At 28.8% G+C, this 15,869-nt stretch carries 14 protein-coding genes; all 14 read left to right on the top strand.

Annotation, left to right across the window (positions count from 1 at the left end; all coding sequences use genetic code 11):
• The first annotated feature begins 78 nt into the window (after positions 1-78).
• The 14 genes from L8W55_RS00375 (at position 79) to L8W55_RS00310 (ending at position 15,868) form a co-directional block, all read left to right on the top strand.
• Positions 79-1,125 (top strand): dehypoxanthine futalosine cyclase, encoded by a 1,047-nt coding sequence (locus L8W55_RS00375; RefSeq protein WP_039618147.1) that lies wholly within the window; start codon positions 79-81, stop codon positions 1,123-1,125.
• Positions 1,125-2,345 carry a M16 family metallopeptidase gene (locus tag L8W55_RS00370; protein WP_263676818.1) on the top strand — a complete coding sequence of 407 codons (1,221 nt, stop codon included), beginning with the start codon at positions 1,125-1,127 and terminating at the stop codon, positions 2,343-2,345. The genes L8W55_RS00375 and L8W55_RS00370 overlap by 1 nt, the downstream gene beginning before the upstream one ends.
• Complete coding sequence (gene recG, locus L8W55_RS00365; RefSeq protein ID WP_263676817.1) at positions 2,335-4,158, top strand: ATP-dependent DNA helicase RecG; 1,824 nt, start codon at positions 2,335-2,337, stop codon at positions 4,156-4,158. Before L8W55_RS00370 ends, recG begins: the two co-directional genes overlap by 11 nt.
• Entirely contained in the window at positions 4,151-4,753 is a 603-nt protein-coding gene (locus L8W55_RS00360) for a Crp/Fnr family transcriptional regulator (RefSeq protein ID WP_115645429.1), read from the top strand. Before recG ends, L8W55_RS00360 begins: the two co-directional genes overlap by 8 nt.
• 43 nt (positions 4,754-4,796) lie before the next feature.
• Complete coding sequence (locus tag L8W55_RS00355; protein ID WP_263676815.1) at positions 4,797-5,444, top strand: amino acid ABC transporter permease; 648 nt, start codon at positions 4,797-4,799, stop codon at positions 5,442-5,444.
• Positions 5,437-6,096, top strand: a complete 660-nt coding sequence (locus L8W55_RS00350) for an amino acid ABC transporter permease (protein ID WP_263676814.1) — start codon at positions 5,437-5,439, stop codon at positions 6,094-6,096. Before L8W55_RS00355 ends, L8W55_RS00350 begins: the two co-directional genes overlap by 8 nt.
• Position 6,097: 1 nt before the next feature.
• Positions 6,098-6,835 (top strand): amino acid ABC transporter ATP-binding protein, encoded by a 738-nt coding sequence (locus L8W55_RS00345; protein WP_115645435.1) that lies wholly within the window; start codon positions 6,098-6,100, stop codon positions 6,833-6,835.
• A gap of 105 nt (positions 6,836-6,940) precedes the next feature.
• Positions 6,941-7,738: a cysteine ABC transporter substrate-binding protein gene (locus L8W55_RS00340; protein WP_412175256.1), complete on the top strand. Its 798-nt coding sequence runs from the start codon at positions 6,941-6,943 to the stop codon at positions 7,736-7,738.
• 2 nt (positions 7,739-7,740) lie between these two features.
• Positions 7,741-8,991: an MFS transporter gene (locus L8W55_RS00335; RefSeq protein WP_263676811.1), complete on the top strand. Its 1,251-nt coding sequence runs from the start codon at positions 7,741-7,743 to the stop codon at positions 8,989-8,991.
• Between the two features lie 37 nt (positions 8,992-9,028).
• Positions 9,029-10,435: a COG3400 family protein gene (locus L8W55_RS00330; protein WP_263676810.1), complete on the top strand. Its 1,407-nt coding sequence runs from the start codon at positions 9,029-9,031 to the stop codon at positions 10,433-10,435.
• A 7-nt stretch (positions 10,436-10,442) separates the two neighbouring features.
• Positions 10,443-11,501: a 3-dehydroquinate synthase gene (gene aroB / locus L8W55_RS00325; RefSeq protein WP_263676809.1), complete on the top strand. Its 1,059-nt coding sequence runs from the start codon at positions 10,443-10,445 to the stop codon at positions 11,499-11,501.
• Complete coding sequence (locus L8W55_RS00320) at positions 11,498-13,027, top strand: mechanosensitive ion channel domain-containing protein (RefSeq protein ID WP_318529897.1); 1,530 nt, start codon at positions 11,498-11,500, stop codon at positions 13,025-13,027. The genes aroB and L8W55_RS00320 overlap by 4 nt, the downstream gene beginning before the upstream one ends.
• Positions 13,024-14,280 (top strand): tRNA (N(6)-L-threonylcarbamoyladenosine(37)-C(2))-methylthiotransferase MtaB, encoded by a 1,257-nt coding sequence (gene mtaB / locus L8W55_RS00315; protein WP_263676808.1) that lies wholly within the window; start codon positions 13,024-13,026, stop codon positions 14,278-14,280. The genes L8W55_RS00320 and mtaB overlap by 4 nt, the downstream gene beginning before the upstream one ends.
• The gene (locus L8W55_RS00310; RefSeq protein WP_263676806.1) at positions 14,270-15,868 is read left to right on the top strand and encodes an AAA family ATPase; all 1,599 of its coding nucleotides are present in this window, start codon (positions 14,270-14,272) and stop codon (positions 15,866-15,868) included. Before mtaB ends, L8W55_RS00310 begins: the two co-directional genes overlap by 11 nt.
• Position 15,869 lies beyond the last annotated feature (1 nt).

Below are 15,869 nucleotides of genomic sequence, written 5' to 3'. Positions count from 1 at the left end.
AGGGCTTGATTATATCGTTTTTAAGATTATTTTACATTTAAATGCTATAATAATTCTTTTTTATAAAAAAGGTTAATAATGAATAGATTAAGTAAAAAAGAAGCATTAAATTTACTCCAAAATGCACCTTTATACGAATTAGGTGCAATGGCATATGAGAAAAAATTAGAGCTTCACCCTGAAAAAATAACTACTTTTGTGGTGGATAGAAATATAAATTATACAAATATTTGCTGTATTGATTGTGATTTTTGTGCTTTTTGTAGAAAAGAAAAAGATGATGATTCTTATATTTTAAAATACGAAGAAATAGGGCAAAAAATAGAAGAATTACAAGCCATAGGTGGAACGCAAATTTTATTTCAAGGTGGGGTGCATCCAAAACTTAAAATAGAATGGTATGAAGACTTACTTTCTTATATAAAAACTAATTATCCAACCATCACTGTGCACGGTTTTTCAGCAGTAGAGATAGCTTATATAGCAAGAGTTTCTAAAATTTCTATTGAAGAGGTTTTAAAAAGACTACAAGCTAAAGGACTTTTTTCTATACCTGGAGCAGGTGCTGAAGTATTAAGCGATAGAGTAAGAGATATTATAGCACCACACAAATGTGACACAGCTACTTGGCTTAGGGTGCATGAGAGTGCACATAATATAGGTATGAAAAGTACTGCTACTATGATGTTTGGTACGGTTGAAAATGATGAGGAAATCATCGAACATTTTGATCATTTAAGAAATTTACAAGATAAAACAAATGGTTTTAGAGCTTTTATTTTATGGTCATTTCAAAGCGAAAATACTCCTTTGATTAAAAAACATCCTGAAATCATCAAGCAAAGTTCTAATAGATATTTAAGATTGTTAGCTTTAGCAAGGTTGTATTTGGATAATTTTAAAAATTTACAAAGTTCATGGGTAACACAAGGCTCTTTAATAGGCCAACTTGCTTTAAAATTTGGTGCAAATGATTTAGGTTCAACTATGATGGAAGAAAATGTCGTAGCCGCAGCTGGTGCAAAATATAGAATGAATCAAGAACAAATGATAGAACTTATCAAAGATATAGGAGAATTACCTGCTAAACGTGACACAGCTTATAATATTTTAGAAAGGTTTTAATGCTAAATTTAGAATTTAATAATACTAAAATAGACATAATATATGAGTATGAAAACGAGCTTCCTGTGGTATTTTTTAAGCTCATTTTTAAAAATAGTGGAAAAATAGCAGAAAAACATAATAGAGGTTGTGCAAGTATGCTTGCTAGGCTTTTAAACGAAGGAAGTGATGATGAGTTTTTTAAAAACTTAGAATACCGTGCTATAGAGCTTTATGCTAAGGCTAGTTTTGAGCATTTTCAAATTAGTATTAAATGCTTGAAAGAACATTTTGATTTTGCTTTAGAAAAATTGCAAGAATTGTTTTTAAATGTGCGTTTTGATGAAAAAATCTTACAAAGATTAAAAACTTTAGCCTTAGGTGAGCTTGCAAGTTTAAACACTGATTATGATTATCAAGCAAAAAGACTTTTAAATAAAAATGTTTTCAAAGATGAAATTTTTGCTAGTGGTCTTGATGGGACTAAAGAAAGCATAGAAAAGATTAGCTTAAAAGAATTGCAAGATTTTATGAGTGAAAATTTAGTGCTTGATAATGCTTTATTTGTTTTTGGTGGAGATATTAAAGAAAATGAAGTAAAGATTAAAGTAGAAAAAATTTGCCAAATTCTAAAAAGAAATACTCCAAATCAAAACAAAAGTTACAAACTCATTGATGAGAGTATAGAAGTAAGTGAGCAAAAAAGTACCGAACAAGCTTATATATACTTTTGCTCTCCATTTAATATACAAATTAATGATGAAAAAATGTATTTAGCTAAACTTGCTTTATTTATCTTGGGTCAAGGTGGTTTTGGTTCGCGTTTGATGGAAGAAGTGCGTGTGAAAAGAGGCTTGGCGTATTCAGCATATGCTATGCTTGATGTAAATTTAAATTATAGTAGAGTTTTTGGGTATTTGCAAACTAAAAATGAAAGCTCTAATGAGGCTAAAGCTTTAGTTAAGGAAGTTTTTGAAAATTTTGTCCAAAATGGAGTGAGTGAAAAAGAATTTCAACTAGCTAAGCAATTTTTAGTAGGTTCTATGCCTTTAAGGTATGAAAGCTTGGCTAAAAGACTAGATATAATGCTAAATGAATATTTACATGGTTTAAAACTTGGAAATTTAAAAGAAGAAATGCAAAAGATCAAAAACACTACCTTAGATGAACTAAATGACTTTATTAAAGCTCATAGTGAAATTACAAAAGTGAGTTTTGCAAGTATAGAAAATGAAAGTTGAAGAAAAGGATTTAAAACTACTTCATGCTTTAGGGGTTAAAAATTGTATCGATTTGGCTTTGATTTTACCTAAAAAATTTGATGATTTTAGAATTTCAAAGTTTCCAAAAGATACATTTTGTACCCAAAATGTAAAAATTATCAGCACGCAAAATCATCACTCTCAGCTTTTTATGCTTTGTGAATGTTTAGAATGGGGTATAAAAGCAAATATAGTAATTTTTCATCCTAATAAATGGCATTTTAAAATTTTTAAGCATAATGCTTTGGTTTGTATCCATGCAAAGATGAATTTTTTTAATGGAATTTGGCAGTTTATAAACCCAAAAATAGTAACAAATATAGGTCAAATAGTCCCTAAATACCAAATTAGTTCTATTAAAGATGAAAGTATAAAAAAACTTATTTTAAAATATGTCAATGAAGCTAATTTAAAAGCACTAAATTTAGAACAAAAATACATTAATTTACTTTTAAATTTACACAATTATGATGATTTAACTCTTTATGAAAATTTTAACGCCATAGTTAAAGACTTAAAATATATAGAAATTTTTAATCATCTAAGGCGTTTAAAGGGTAAAAAAATATCACAAAATGCTTATGAAATAGAACTTTTTGATATAAGATCTTGGCTTAAAGGTTTAGAATTTAGCCCTACAAATGATCAGCTTTTAGCGATAGAAGATATTAAAAAAGATTTACAAAATAAAGTTGCTAAAAGGCGTGTGGTAATGGGCGATGTGGGTTGTGGTAAGACTTTGGTTATACTTGCTGCAAGTTTGCTAGTGTATCCTAAAAAGGCCATTTTAATGGCTCCAACTAGTATATTAGCAGAGCAAATTTATCATGAAGCAAAAAGACTTTTGCCTGATTTTGTTAATGTATTGCTTTTAAAAGGTGGTAAAAAAGATAAAGATTTAGCAAAATTAAAAGAACAAGCTCATTTTATCATAGGTACACATGCACTCATTCATCAAGAAGAATTTGAAGCAGTTTTAGTGATGATAGATGAGCAACACCGTTTTGGTTCTAATCAAAGACAAAAAATAAGTGAGCTTAGCAAAAACTCTCAATATGCTCCGCATATCGTGCAATTTTCTGCTACACCTATACCAAGAACTCTTTCTATGATACAAAGTGAGCTTGTAAATTTTAGTTTTATTAAACAAATGCCTTTTAAAAAAGACATTAAAACTTTTTGCATACAAGATAAAGATTTTAAATATTTGCTTAAAAAAATCGACGATGAGCTAGCTAAAAATCATCAAGTAATCATCATTTATCCTTTGGTAAATGAAAGTGAAAATATAGATTATTTATCACTAGAACAAGCACAAGGATACTGGATAAACAAATACAAAAATGTTTATGTAACACATGGAAAAGATAAAAATAAAGATCAAATTTTACAAGAATTTAGAGAAAAAGGCACGATTTTACTTTCTACAACGGTGGTTGAAGTGGGGATTTCTCTACCAAGACTTAGTGTGATTGTTATTGTTGGAGCTGAAAGACTTGGGCTTGCTACCTTACATCAGCTTCGAGGTAGGGTAGGTAGAGTAGGGCTTGAGAGTTTTTGTTATTTATATACTAAGCAAAAAGAAATTCCAAGTCGTTTGCTTGAATTTGCTAAAACTTTAGATGGATTTAAAATAGCTGAGCTTGATTTAAAAAACAGACTAAGCGGGGATTTGCTAGATGGTAGAGTGCAACATGGCAATCATTTTAAATTCTTTGATTTTGCAGATGATGAAGAATTAGTTTTAAAAGCAAAAGAAAGTATTAAAAATATGGAAAAAGAAAATGGATAAACACTTTGAAATTTTAATTTCTAAAGGCAAGAAAAAACATTTTAACAAAGGGAATATTTTATTTTTTCAAGGTGAAAAAGCAAATAAAATTTACATTTTACTAAGTGGAAAAGTGCGTATATATAAGGTGAATGCAAAAGGTTTTGAGCTGACACTGCATACTTTAACTCCGGTAAATTTTATAGCTGAAATGCCTGTGTTTGAGGGTATTAATTACCCAGCTAATGCTATTTGTGAGCAAGATTGTGAAATTTGTGTTTTTGATTTTGATGAATTTAGAAAATTATGCTTAGAAAATGGGGAATTTAGCTTTTTGCTTTTGACTTCTTTAATCGGTAAAATTCGAATTTTAGAAAATTTCATCAGACAAAAATCTTTGGATTTAAAATCAAGACTAGTAAGCTTTTTACTAGAAAATGAAGAAAAATTACAAAATTTAAAGCAAAAAGAAATCGCTGTGATTTTAAATTTACCTCCAGAATCTTTGTCGCGTTTTTTAAAAGAATTAAAACAAAATGAGCTTATTTGCACAAATAAAGGTAAAATAGCAATTTTAAATAAAGAAAAAATGCAAAATTTAATTAAGTCTTTTTAAGTCTTATTTGTTACAATATTGTATTTAAAGTATGGAAGGTTTTATGGATTTTGATTTTTTAATCAAGTTTAGCCCTATGTTTATACAAGCTTCTTGGCTTACTTTAAAACTTGCTATTTATGGAGTATTTTTTTCATTTTTAGTAGGTTTATTTTGTGTGGGAGTAAGTTATTTTAAATTTTCTTTTTTAAATACAATCTGTAAAATTTATATAGAATTTTCAAGAAACACACCTTTATTAATCCAACTTTTCTTTTTATATTATGCCTTGCCTGAGTTTGGGATACACCTTAGTTCTTTTGCTTGTGCTGTGATAGGACTTAGTTTTTTAGGTGGTTCTTATATGGCTGAGAGCTTAAGAGCAGGCATGGAAGCAGTGAAAAAACAACAATACGAATCAGGACTTTCTTTGGGTTTGAGTAAATGGCAAAATTTCTGCTATATTATCATGCCTCAAGCTTTGGGTATAGCTATGCCAAGCATTAGTGCAAATATCATTTTTTTACTCAAAGAAACTTCAGTAGTAAGCATTATTGCTTTAGCAGATTTAGTATATGTGGCTAAAGATCTTATAGGACTTTATTATAAAAGTAATGAAGCTTTATTTGCTTTGGTGCTTTGTTATTTGATTTTGATTTTACCTTTATCTTTAGTGTTAAACCGTATAGAAAAAAGGTTAAATTATGTTTGAAATTTTAAATCAAGATACCTTTTTTAGACTAGCACAAGGCTTAAAGGTTACTTTAGAGCTTTCATTAATTAGTGTTTTGATTTCACTCATAGGAGGAGTATTTTTTGGAATTTTAATGCATTCTAAAAATAAAATCCTTTATGCTTTCTGTCGTTTTATGCTCGAGTTTGTGCGTATTATGCCTTTGATTGTTTGGCTTTTTATAGTGCATTTTGGCTTGGCGAAATGGTTTGGATGGCATTTGAGTGCTTTGGGTTCTAGTATTATTGTTTTTAGTATTTGGGGTGTGTTTGAGATGATGGATTTAGTTAGATCATCTTTAACAAGCATACCAAAACACCAGTATGAATCAGGACTTTCACTAGGCTTTAATAAATTTGAAGTTTATCTTTTTATCATCATACCTTTATCTTTAAGAAGATTGTTACCAATGAGTATTAATCTTTTTACAAGAATTATCAAAAGTACTTCAGTGATTTATCTAATCGGCGGTATAGAGCTTATTAAAGTAGGTCAACAAGTGATTGAGCTAAATTTATTTCAAAACTCTTACGCAGCTTTTGTGATTTATGGTTTGATTTTATTGATTTATTTTATACTTTGCTATCCTTTGTCGGTATATTCAAAGTTTTTAGAGAAAAAATGGAGCTAATATGAGCATTTTAAAAATACAAAATTTACAAAAATATTATGATGATCATCATGTTTTAAAAGATATAAATTTAGAAGTAAATCAAAAAGAAGTAGTGGTTATACTAGGTCCAAGTGGTTGTGGGAAATCTACACTTTTAAGATGTATTAATGGTTTAGAAGAAATGGCTGGTGGAGCTATTTTTGTAGATGATGAAAAAATTGATAAAAATTATAAAAAATGGACTCAAATTCGCCAAAAAATAGGCATGGTATTTCAATCTTATGAACTTTTTGATCATTTAAATGTGGAGCAAAATATACTCTTAGGGCCTTTAAAGGTGCAAAAAAGAAAAAAAGAAGAGGTTTTAGAAGAAGCAAAATACTGGCTTGATAGAGTAGGGCTTTTGCATAAATTAAAAGCTTATCCTAAAGAATTAAGTGGCGGACAAAAACAACGCATAGCCATAGTTAGAAGCCTTTGTATGAATCCTGAAATCATGCTTTTTGATGAAGTTACAGCAGCGCTTGATCCTGAAATCGTGCGTGAAGTTTTAGATGTGATTTTAAATTTAGCAAAAGATGGTATGACTATGCTTATAGTTACGCATGAAATGGGTTTTGCTAGAGCAGTTGCTGATAAAATAGTTTTTATGGATGATGGCAAAATAGTAGAAATTTCAAAGCCTGATGAATTTTTTGAAAATCCAAAAACTGATCGTGCGAAGAAATTTCTCAATTTGTTTGATTTTCATCGTTAATTTTATTTTAGAAAAGATTTGTTTAAAAAATTAATATAAGGTTTAAAAATTAAATTTCAATCATAAGGAAAAAATATGAAAAAGATTTTTCTTTTATCGTTTTTAATGGCACTTTTTTTTAGCGCCTGCTCAAATTCAAGTTCCAATGAAAACTCCATAGAAAAAATCAAACAACAAGGTGTTATCCGTATAGGTGTTTTTGGCGATAAACCTCCATTTGGTTACCTAGATGCTCAAGGGAAAAATCAAGGCTATGATGTGTATTTTGCTAAACGCATAGCAAAAGAGCTTTTAGGGGATGAGTCTAAAGTACAATTTGTTTTAGTCGAAGCAGCAAATAGGGTGGAGTTTTTAGAATCAAATAAAGTAGATTTAATCTTAGCTAATTTTACTAAAACTCCAGAAAGAGAAGCTGTGGTGGATTTTGCACTGCCTTATATGAAAGTTGCTCTTGGGGTAGTGGCCCCTAAAGGATCAGATATTAAAACTTTAGATGATTTAAAAAGTAAAACTTTAATTTTAAATAAAGGTACAACAGCTGATGCGTATTTTACAAAAAATATGCCAGAAATTAAAACCATTAAATTTGATCAAAACACAGAAACTTTTGCAGCTTTAATCGGTAAAAGAGGCGATGCGCTAAGTCATGATAATGCATTGCTTTTTGCATGGGCTAAAGAAAATCCAAATTTTGAAGTGGTGATTAAAGAACTTGGAAATCATGATGTTATAGCTCCTGCTGTAAAAAAGGGCGATGAAGCTATGTTGAAATTTATCAATGATTTGACTATAAAATTACAAAATGAGCAGTTTTTTCATAAAGCTTATGATGAAACTTTAAAGCCATTTTTTAGTGATGATGTAAAAGCTGATGATGTAGTAATCGAAGGTGGCAAAATTTAATAATGCAAAAAGCCTTTAAAAATACCATCTATGCTTCTTTAGGTGGTATTTTAGAATTTTATGATTTTGTTTTATTTATCTTCTTTGCAAGTGTTTTTGCAAAAATTTTCTTTCCTCAAAATGATGATTTTTGGCCATTAATCTATACCTATGTAGCCTTTGGAGCAGGGTATTTAGCTAGACCTTTTGGTGCTGTTGTTTTAGCGCATTTTGCAGATGTTAAAGGGCGTAAGAATGTTTTTTATATCAGTATGCTTTTAATGGTCGTGCCAAGTTTTGTTTTGGCCTTTTTACCTACTTATGAAAGTGTGGGGCTTTTAGCTACTTTTATGCTTTTTATTATACGGATAGCTCAAGGACTAGCCATAGGAGCTGAAGTTAGTGGTGCTTGGATTTTTGTGAGTGAATTTGTGAGTAAAAAAAGACTTGGTTTGGCACTTGGTTTTATTTCAGCGACTTTAACTTTAGGTTTATTACTTGGAAATTTAGCGACTTTAAGTATATATGCGTATTTTGATAAAGAAGAAGTAGAAAGCTTTGCTTGGAGAATTCCTTTTTTTATAGGAGGATTTTTTGGCATATTAGCTTTATTTTTGCGTACAAAACTTAACGAAACACCAGCTTTTAAAAATATAAAAGAAAAAGAAAAAATTTTAAATTTTCCACTTTTACAAGCTTTAAAAACGCATAAGAAAAGTATGTTAATATGCGCTTTACTTACTGTGGTTTTAACAAGTGGAGTAGCTACTTTAATGATATTACCACAATATTTTGAAAGCTTATTAGGAGTTAGTAAAACTACTGCTTTGACATATCAAAATTTGGCCATAATTATGATCATATTAGGAAGTTTAGCACAAGGGTATTTAGCGGATTTTTTAGGACATTTTAGGATTTGCTTGATTTTTACTGTGGTTTTTGGAGCTTTTGGTATAAGTTTTAGCTTTTATAATGAGTGGTTTTTATCATTTTATTTGCTTGCTTGTTTTGCGCAAGGTATTATAGCTTTTGCTCCTATTTTTATGACCCAAATTTTTACTACAGAGTTAAGATCAAGCGGTCTTTCTTTTGCTTATAATATCTCTTATGCGATTTTAGGTTTTTTAACACCCTTTATTGTTAATTTTATGTATGAGAAGTATTTTTATATTTATATTATTTTTATAGTGATTGCTAGTTTGTTAAGCATATTTTTGATAAAAGTATTTTTAAAACAAAAACCAGTATTAAAAACTTTAAAATATAAACTATAACTTTGCTATAATTATACTTTATATTTTAGAGGTGTAAATGAATAAAATTTTATTATTAGCTGATGGAGTTTATGCGAAAGATTTTTTAAGGAAAATTCATAGCAATAAAACTTTCAAAGAGTCCTTGAGTGTTGTTTATTATAATGATGATAGTGTGGATTTAAGCTTAGAAAATGAACAAATCTCTTTTTATAAGTTTGATCCTACGAGTTTGATTAAGCTAGAAAATTTATTAAAAGAAAAATTCCATCAAGCTATCATTTACATGCAAGAAGAAGCTGATATGCTAGCTTGCTATAAAAATTTAAGAAAATTACACCCAAGATTAAATATAGTTATCATGGATTTATGGAATACTCAAATTGATGATAATTTTTGTGAAGTGATTAATATCTATGATACTTTAAGCACGAGATTAACAGGCTGTTTGGATAATATGCCATCAACTGCTCAATTTATAGGACTTGGGCAAGGTGAGATTATGGAGGTTAGAATTCCTGCAGGATCAAGCTTTGCTTACAGACATATAAGTTCTATTAGTCAAAAACGCTTTAAAATCGTAATGGTTTATAGAAATAATGAATTTATTTTAGCAAGACCTGGGCTTATTTTAATGCCAAATGATAGTATTTTAATCGTAGGCGATCCTAAAGTTTTACAAAGTGTTTTTACTAATGTTAAAACAAGTTTAGGACGCTTTCCATCGCCTTTTGGGGATAATATACTTTGTATTATAGATATGAAAAAAATGAGTGAGTTTGCCATAGAAAAGCTTATTTTTGCAAGCTTGCTTTTGCATATAAGGATTAATAGTAAAAAGCTTTATTTTAAAGTGATTAATCCTACTTTAAATCCTATGTATTATAAACTTAAAGCCTTGCATAAAAATAGTACTGAAGTGATATTTGACTTTGAAAGTACAAATATAAAAAACATTAAACCTTTTATGGAAAATACTAGCATAGGTTTGCTAGTGGTGGAGGATTATCTTTTTGAAAAAGAAAAAAGTTTTCTTTTTACTTTAAAAATTCCTGTGTTAAAAGCAGGTAAAGGGGATTTTGCGGATTTAAAATCATCGGTGGTTTTAAGCTCAAATTTTGAAGATATAGAAGGTATTGCTTCTATTATGCTTGATTTAAATAAGCAAATTCAACTAGGACTTACTTTGTATTATTATGCTTTAAAATTAAACAAAGCCGAAATTTTTGAATATCATCAGTATTTTGAAAGCCTTTCAAAACTTCATGATGAAAAATTACTTTTAATAGAAGAAAAAGAACATAATCCTATCAATAAATTTTCTTATAAACAAAATATATTGCATTTTGTACCATTTAATGAAAAAATTTTAGGTAGTAACTTCAATAAAATTTTAAAAACGGATTTAAATACGATATATTATAAGATGAATAAAAATTATCAATTATTTATACCATCACTGTGAGAAAATAATGCAAGTTAAGGTAAATTTAGATAAAAATACAAGTTATAATGTCTATATAAATGAGCTAGAAAAGTTAAATTTTGATACTAAAGTCGTGATTTTAACTAATGAATTAGTAGCAAAATTACATTTAGATATACTTTTGGAAACAATTCGAGCTAAAGAACTTTTTGTTATAAAAATCAAAGATGGTGAAGAGTATAAAAATTTACAAACTATAGAATATATCTTAGATCAAATGTGTGCTTATAAGTTAGATAGAAAAAGCTTGCTTATAAGCTTTGGTGGTGGGGTGATCTCTGATATGGGTGGTTTTGTAGCAAGTATATATCAAAGAGGGATAGAATTTATCAATATCCCAACAACTTTACTAGCTTGTGTGGATGCAAGTGTGGGTGGTAAAACTGGAGTGAATAATAAATTTGGCAAAAACCTAATAGGTACTTTTTATCAACCAAAAGCGGTGTATTGTGAGAGTAAGTTTTTAAAAACCTTACCTTCAAGAGAACTAGCTGCTGGTATGGCTGAATTTATCAAAATGGCTGTGGTTTTTGATGAAGCAATTTTATCTTTTTTAGAAAATTTAGATGAGGATAAATTTTTAAATGCTAAACTTGATGATATTACCTTGGCTCAAATCATCCAAAAAAGCATAGAGCTTAAAGCTAATGTGGTTTCACAAGATGAAAAAGAAAGTGGCTTAAGAATGCTTTTAAACTATGGGCATACTTTTGCTCATGTTATAGAAAATCAAACAGTGTATAAAAAGTACTTACATGGAGAAGCCGTGGCTATAGGTATGAATATGGCAAATATTCTAGCGTTAAATTTAGGATTATTAAGTAAGCAAGAATGCCAAAGACTACAAAATTTACTTATGAAATTTAAATTACCCATATCTTATAAAATTGCAAATACACAAGAGTTTTATAATGCCTTTTTCTTGGATAAAAAGACACATTTTCAAAAGATTAATTTCATTTTAGCTTGTGGTTTGGGAAAAGCTTGCATAAAAAATGATATAAGCAAAGAAGATATTTTACACACTTTAGAGGTGTTTGTATGAAAAAGATTTTTTTGCTTTTATTTTTACCATTTATAGTGCTTTTAGCACAAGATGATATAGAACATTTAGATCAAAAACTCAATGAATTACATAATAATTTAGCTTACAATACTTGGGTGATTAAATATAATAATTTTAATATTTATAAAAAAACCCAAGATGAGATTTTAGCTTTAGAAAAAGAAAGTTTAAAGGCTAATGAACGCAATAAAAGCATTATAGAAAGGCAAATTTTAATTTTAAAAGAAAGATTAGAGCTTTTAAGTGAGTATAAAAGTGCAAATTTTTCAAAGATGGTTTTAGCACCTGAAGAAGTTGATAAAATAGATAAACTAACTAATCCTTTAGCCATCATTTCAGCATACTCACACATAAAAAAACTACGACGCGATAAAGAAGAATATATTAATCTTTTGAATAGTTTTAAGCAGACTTTAGATGAGCTTATAAAAGAAAATGTTTTGGTTGCTGAGATAGCTAAATTAGCTCCAAGTAAAGAACATGATGAGCATTTAAAAATATCTAATCAAATGGTAAGAGATTTTTCACAAACCTTGCGTTTTGGAGAAATTTCTTATTCTGTGTATGAGAAAAAAATTCAAGAAGAAATTGAGAAAACAACAGCTTCTATTAAAATTCAAGGCGTAAGAGCTTTTAATATAGTTTTGGCTATTATTATCGTTGTAGCCATAGCATTTTTACTCAAATTTATAGCTAGAAAATATATAGGCGATAATGATCGCTTTTATACAGCAAATAAAATCATTAATTTTATTAATATTAATGTGATTATTTTGATTTTGCTTTTTGGGTATATTGAAAATATTAGCTATTTGGTTACTGTGCTTGGTTTTGCTTCTGCTGGTTTGGCTATTGCTATGAAAGATATGTTTATGTCTATGCTTGGTTGGTGTGTGATAGTTTTTGGTGGAAGTTTTAGAGTGGGCGATAGAGTTAGAGTTTTTCAAAACAATACATATTATATCGGTGATATAATCGACATTTCATTTTTAAGAATAACCTTATATGAAGATATTTCTTTACTAACTTATACAGATAATAGAAGAAGTGGTAGGATAATTTTCATACCAAATAATTTTATATTTACTAATCTCATATCAAATTATACTCATCATGGTATGAAGACAGTTTGGGATGGACTTGATATTACTTTAACTTTTGATTCAAATCATCAAAAAGCCTTAGAAATAGTAGAAGAAATCGTTATAAAAGCTTCTAAAGGTTATACAAAAATAGCAAAAGAATCTATGAGTAAGTTAAGAAATGAATACAGCATTAGAAATCCTAAAGTAGAGCCTAGGTTTTTTACATTTTTAGAAGGTTATGGCATGAGAATTTCTGCTTGGTATATGACAAATTCTTATGCGGCTTTGATTTTAAGAAGTAATATAAGTAAAGAGATTATCAATGAATTTAATAAACATGATGATATAAAAATAGCTTATCCATCGCAAAATTTATATATGGCAAAACACGAATTTATAGAAAATAAGGAAGATATTTGAAAAAAAAGGTATATTTTAAAACTTTTGGTTGTAGAACTAATATTTATGATACGCAATTATTAAAAACTTATATTAAAGATCATATTGTTACACAAAACGAGCAAGAAGCTGATGTGATAGTGATAAATTCTTGCACGGTTACAAATGGTGCTGATAGCGGGCTTAGAAGCTATATTAATGGTGTAAAGAAAAATGGAGTTAAGGTTATACTTACAGGCTGTGGTGCTGTAAGCAAGGGAAAGGATTTTTTTGATAAAAAAGAAATTTTTGGAGTTTTAGGAGCTTCTAATAAAGATAAAATTAATGAGTTAATCTCGCAAGATAAAGCCTTTTATGAGCTTGGAAATTTACGCTTTATCGATACAAAAATCGTAAGTAATTATGAAAATCACACTAAAGCTTTTGTAAAAATTCAAGAAGGATGTGACTTTGCTTGTAGTTATTGTATAATCCCAAGTGTTAGAGGTAAATCAAGAAGTATGCCAAGTGAGGAAATAATAAAGCAAATCAAACTTTTGGCTCAAAATGGTTATAGTGAAGTAGTTTTAACGGGTACTAATATAGGAAGTTATGGTTTAAAAGATAAAACTACACTTGGAAAGTTATTACAAGAAATAGGCAAGGTTAATGGTATAAAAAGAGTAAGACTTGGGAGTTTGGAGCCTGCTCAAATTGATGAGAGTTTTAAAGAAATTTTAAATGAGCCTTGGCTTGAAAAGCATTTGCATATTGCCCTACAACACACCCATGAAAAAATGCTACGCATAATGCGTAGAAGATCACACACGCAAAATGATTTAGCACTGTTTAATGAGTTAAGTCAAAAAGGTTTTGCTTTAGGGACAGACTTTATCGTAGCACACCCTGGAGAAAGTGAGTTAATATGGCAAGAAGCTTTAGAAAATTTCAAGCAATTTAAACTCACACATATTCATGCTTTTATTTTCTCACCGCGTGATGGAACGTATTCTGCTTCTATGAGTGAGCGAATTAATGGTGAAATAGCCAAAGAAAGATTAAATATTTTAAAAGATATAGTCGCACAAAATAATTATGAGTTTAGAAAAAATCAAAAAGGTACTTTAGAAATTTTAGTAGAAAGTAAAAAAGATGATTTTTATGAAGGCTATGATCAATTTTTTAATAAAATCAAAATTACAAGCAAAGAAGATATTGCTAAACAATGGATAAATATTGAAAAATATGAATGCAAAGAAGATTGTAACTATGTAAGGCTAGAGGATGAAAAATAAAAAGATTATCTTAGCTTCATTTTTATTGCTTTGTGTTTTTGTAATAGTTGCGTTTATAAAAAATCAACCTGATTATATTAGTAAAGCTGCTTATGAAGAGCTTTTAGAGCAAAATTTAATTCAAAAAGCCATAGTAGAAAATAATGAAATATTATTAAAAAGCAAAGAAGGAAATTTTTTAATTGCTAAAGATGTAGTAGATTTAAATGCTTTATGGCAAAAAATTCCTTTAGAATATGCTAAAGATTATAATTTAAGTGAGTTTTTTTTGATATTTATTTTGCTTGCTTTTCTTGTAAGTTTTTTACTCTTTCTTAATAAAAAAAGTAAAGATAGACAAAATTTACTTTCTTTAGAAAAAAATATTTTAGAAAAAAATGAACAAAATAGCGCTATACAAGATGTAGTAAGTGAAGTTAAATTTAAAGATGTAGCAGGAGTTGATGAGGTCAAGGTAGAGCTTTTAGAAATTGTTGATTTTTTAAAAAATCCTCAAAAATATAAAGATTTTGGCGTGAAAATGCCAAAAGGTGTTTTACTAGTAGGTCCTCCTGGAGTAGGTAAAACCTTGATAGCAAAAGCAGTAGCAGGTGAGGCTGGGGTACCATTTTTTTATCAAAGTGGGGCTAGTTTTGTAGAAATTTATGTGGGTATGGGCGCAAAAAGAGTTAGAGAGCTTTTTTTAAAAGCTAAATCAAAAACTCCAAGTATCATTTTTATAGATGAAATTGACGCAGTTGGTAAAAGTAGGGGGGATTTTTCTAATGTAGAAAGAGATAATACGCTAAATCAACTTTTAACTCAAATGGATGGATTTGAAGATAATAGCGGGGTTATAGTAATGGCTGCTACAAATAAAATCGATCTTATGGATAATGCGTTATTAAGATCAGGGCGTTTTGATAGAAGAATTTTTATATCTTTACCTGATTTTAAAGATAGAATGCATATTTTACAAAATTATATGAAAGAAAAAAAATCTAGTGTAGATTTAGAAAAAATTGCAAAAGCTAGTGTGGGTTTTAGCGGAGCAGCTTTAGAGACTTTAGTTAATGAAGCGGCTATTAATGCTATAAGAAGAAAATCAGATTTAATAGAAGAAAATGATTTTTTTGCAGTGCTTAATAAAGTTTTAATGGGTAAAAAAAAGATTTTCTCTCTAAGTGATAAGGAAAGAAAAATTCAAGCCACATATCAAGCAGCTAAAGCCTTGTGTGCTTTTTATTTTGATGTTAAATTTGAAAAAATTACCTTAATTGAAGATAGATTTAAAGAGTATGAAAATACCATCAAATCAAAATCAGAATTATTAAATAAAATAAAAGTTTTTCTAGCAGGCTCAGTTGCTATGGAGCTTATTTTTAATGAAAGTTACACTAATGCACAAAGTGATCTTTTAAAGGTTAAAGAATTACTCACTTTTATGGAAACTTTTGCTATGGCAAATGAGGGTTTATTGCAAGAGCAAAAGCAAGAAGTGAAAGAATTTTTAGAATTAATGAAAGAAAAAGTAGTGAGATTAGCTAGTATTCTTTTAGAAAATGAAAAAATAGAAAAACAAGATGTAGAAAAAATCATAATGGAGTAAA

The sequence above is a fragment of the Campylobacter sp. FU_520 genome, from assembly GCF_025772385.1.
Taxonomy (GTDB): domain Bacteria; phylum Campylobacterota; class Campylobacteria; order Campylobacterales; family Campylobacteraceae; genus Campylobacter_D; species Campylobacter_D lari_C.
The sequence above is the reverse complement of the archived record's forward strand: the minus strand, read 5'-3'. Positions and strand labels throughout refer to the sequence as shown.

Coding starts and splice junctions, on each gene's coding strand:
- L8W55_RS00370 (WP_263676818.1), top strand. CDS start 1,125: ATGCTAAATTTAGAATTTAATAATACTAAAATAGACATAATATATGAG.
- L8W55_RS00335 (WP_263676811.1), top strand. CDS start 7,741: ATGCAAAAAGCCTTTAAAAATACCATCTATGCTTCTTTAGGTGGTATT.
- L8W55_RS00330 (WP_263676810.1), top strand. CDS start 9,029: ATGAATAAAATTTTATTATTAGCTGATGGAGTTTATGCGAAAGATTTT.
- L8W55_RS00340 (WP_412175256.1), top strand. CDS start 6,941: ATGGCACTTTTTTTTAGCGCCTGCTCAAATTCAAGTTCCAATGAAAAC.
- L8W55_RS00345 (WP_115645435.1), top strand. CDS start 6,098: ATGAGCATTTTAAAAATACAAAATTTACAAAAATATTATGATGATCAT.
- recG (WP_263676817.1), top strand. CDS start 2,335: ATGAAAGTTGAAGAAAAGGATTTAAAACTACTTCATGCTTTAGGGGTT.
- L8W55_RS00350 (WP_263676814.1), top strand. CDS start 5,437: ATGTTTGAAATTTTAAATCAAGATACCTTTTTTAGACTAGCACAAGGC.
- L8W55_RS00375 (WP_039618147.1), top strand. CDS start 79: ATGAATAGATTAAGTAAAAAAGAAGCATTAAATTTACTCCAAAATGCA.
- L8W55_RS00320 (WP_318529897.1), top strand. CDS start 11,498: ATGAAAAAGATTTTTTTGCTTTTATTTTTACCATTTATAGTGCTTTTA.
- aroB (WP_263676809.1), top strand. CDS start 10,443: ATGCAAGTTAAGGTAAATTTAGATAAAAATACAAGTTATAATGTCTAT.
- L8W55_RS00360 (WP_115645429.1), top strand. CDS start 4,151: ATGGATAAACACTTTGAAATTTTAATTTCTAAAGGCAAGAAAAAACAT.
- L8W55_RS00355 (WP_263676815.1), top strand. CDS start 4,797: ATGGATTTTGATTTTTTAATCAAGTTTAGCCCTATGTTTATACAAGCT.
- L8W55_RS00310 (WP_263676806.1), top strand. CDS start 14,270: ATGAAAAATAAAAAGATTATCTTAGCTTCATTTTTATTGCTTTGTGTT.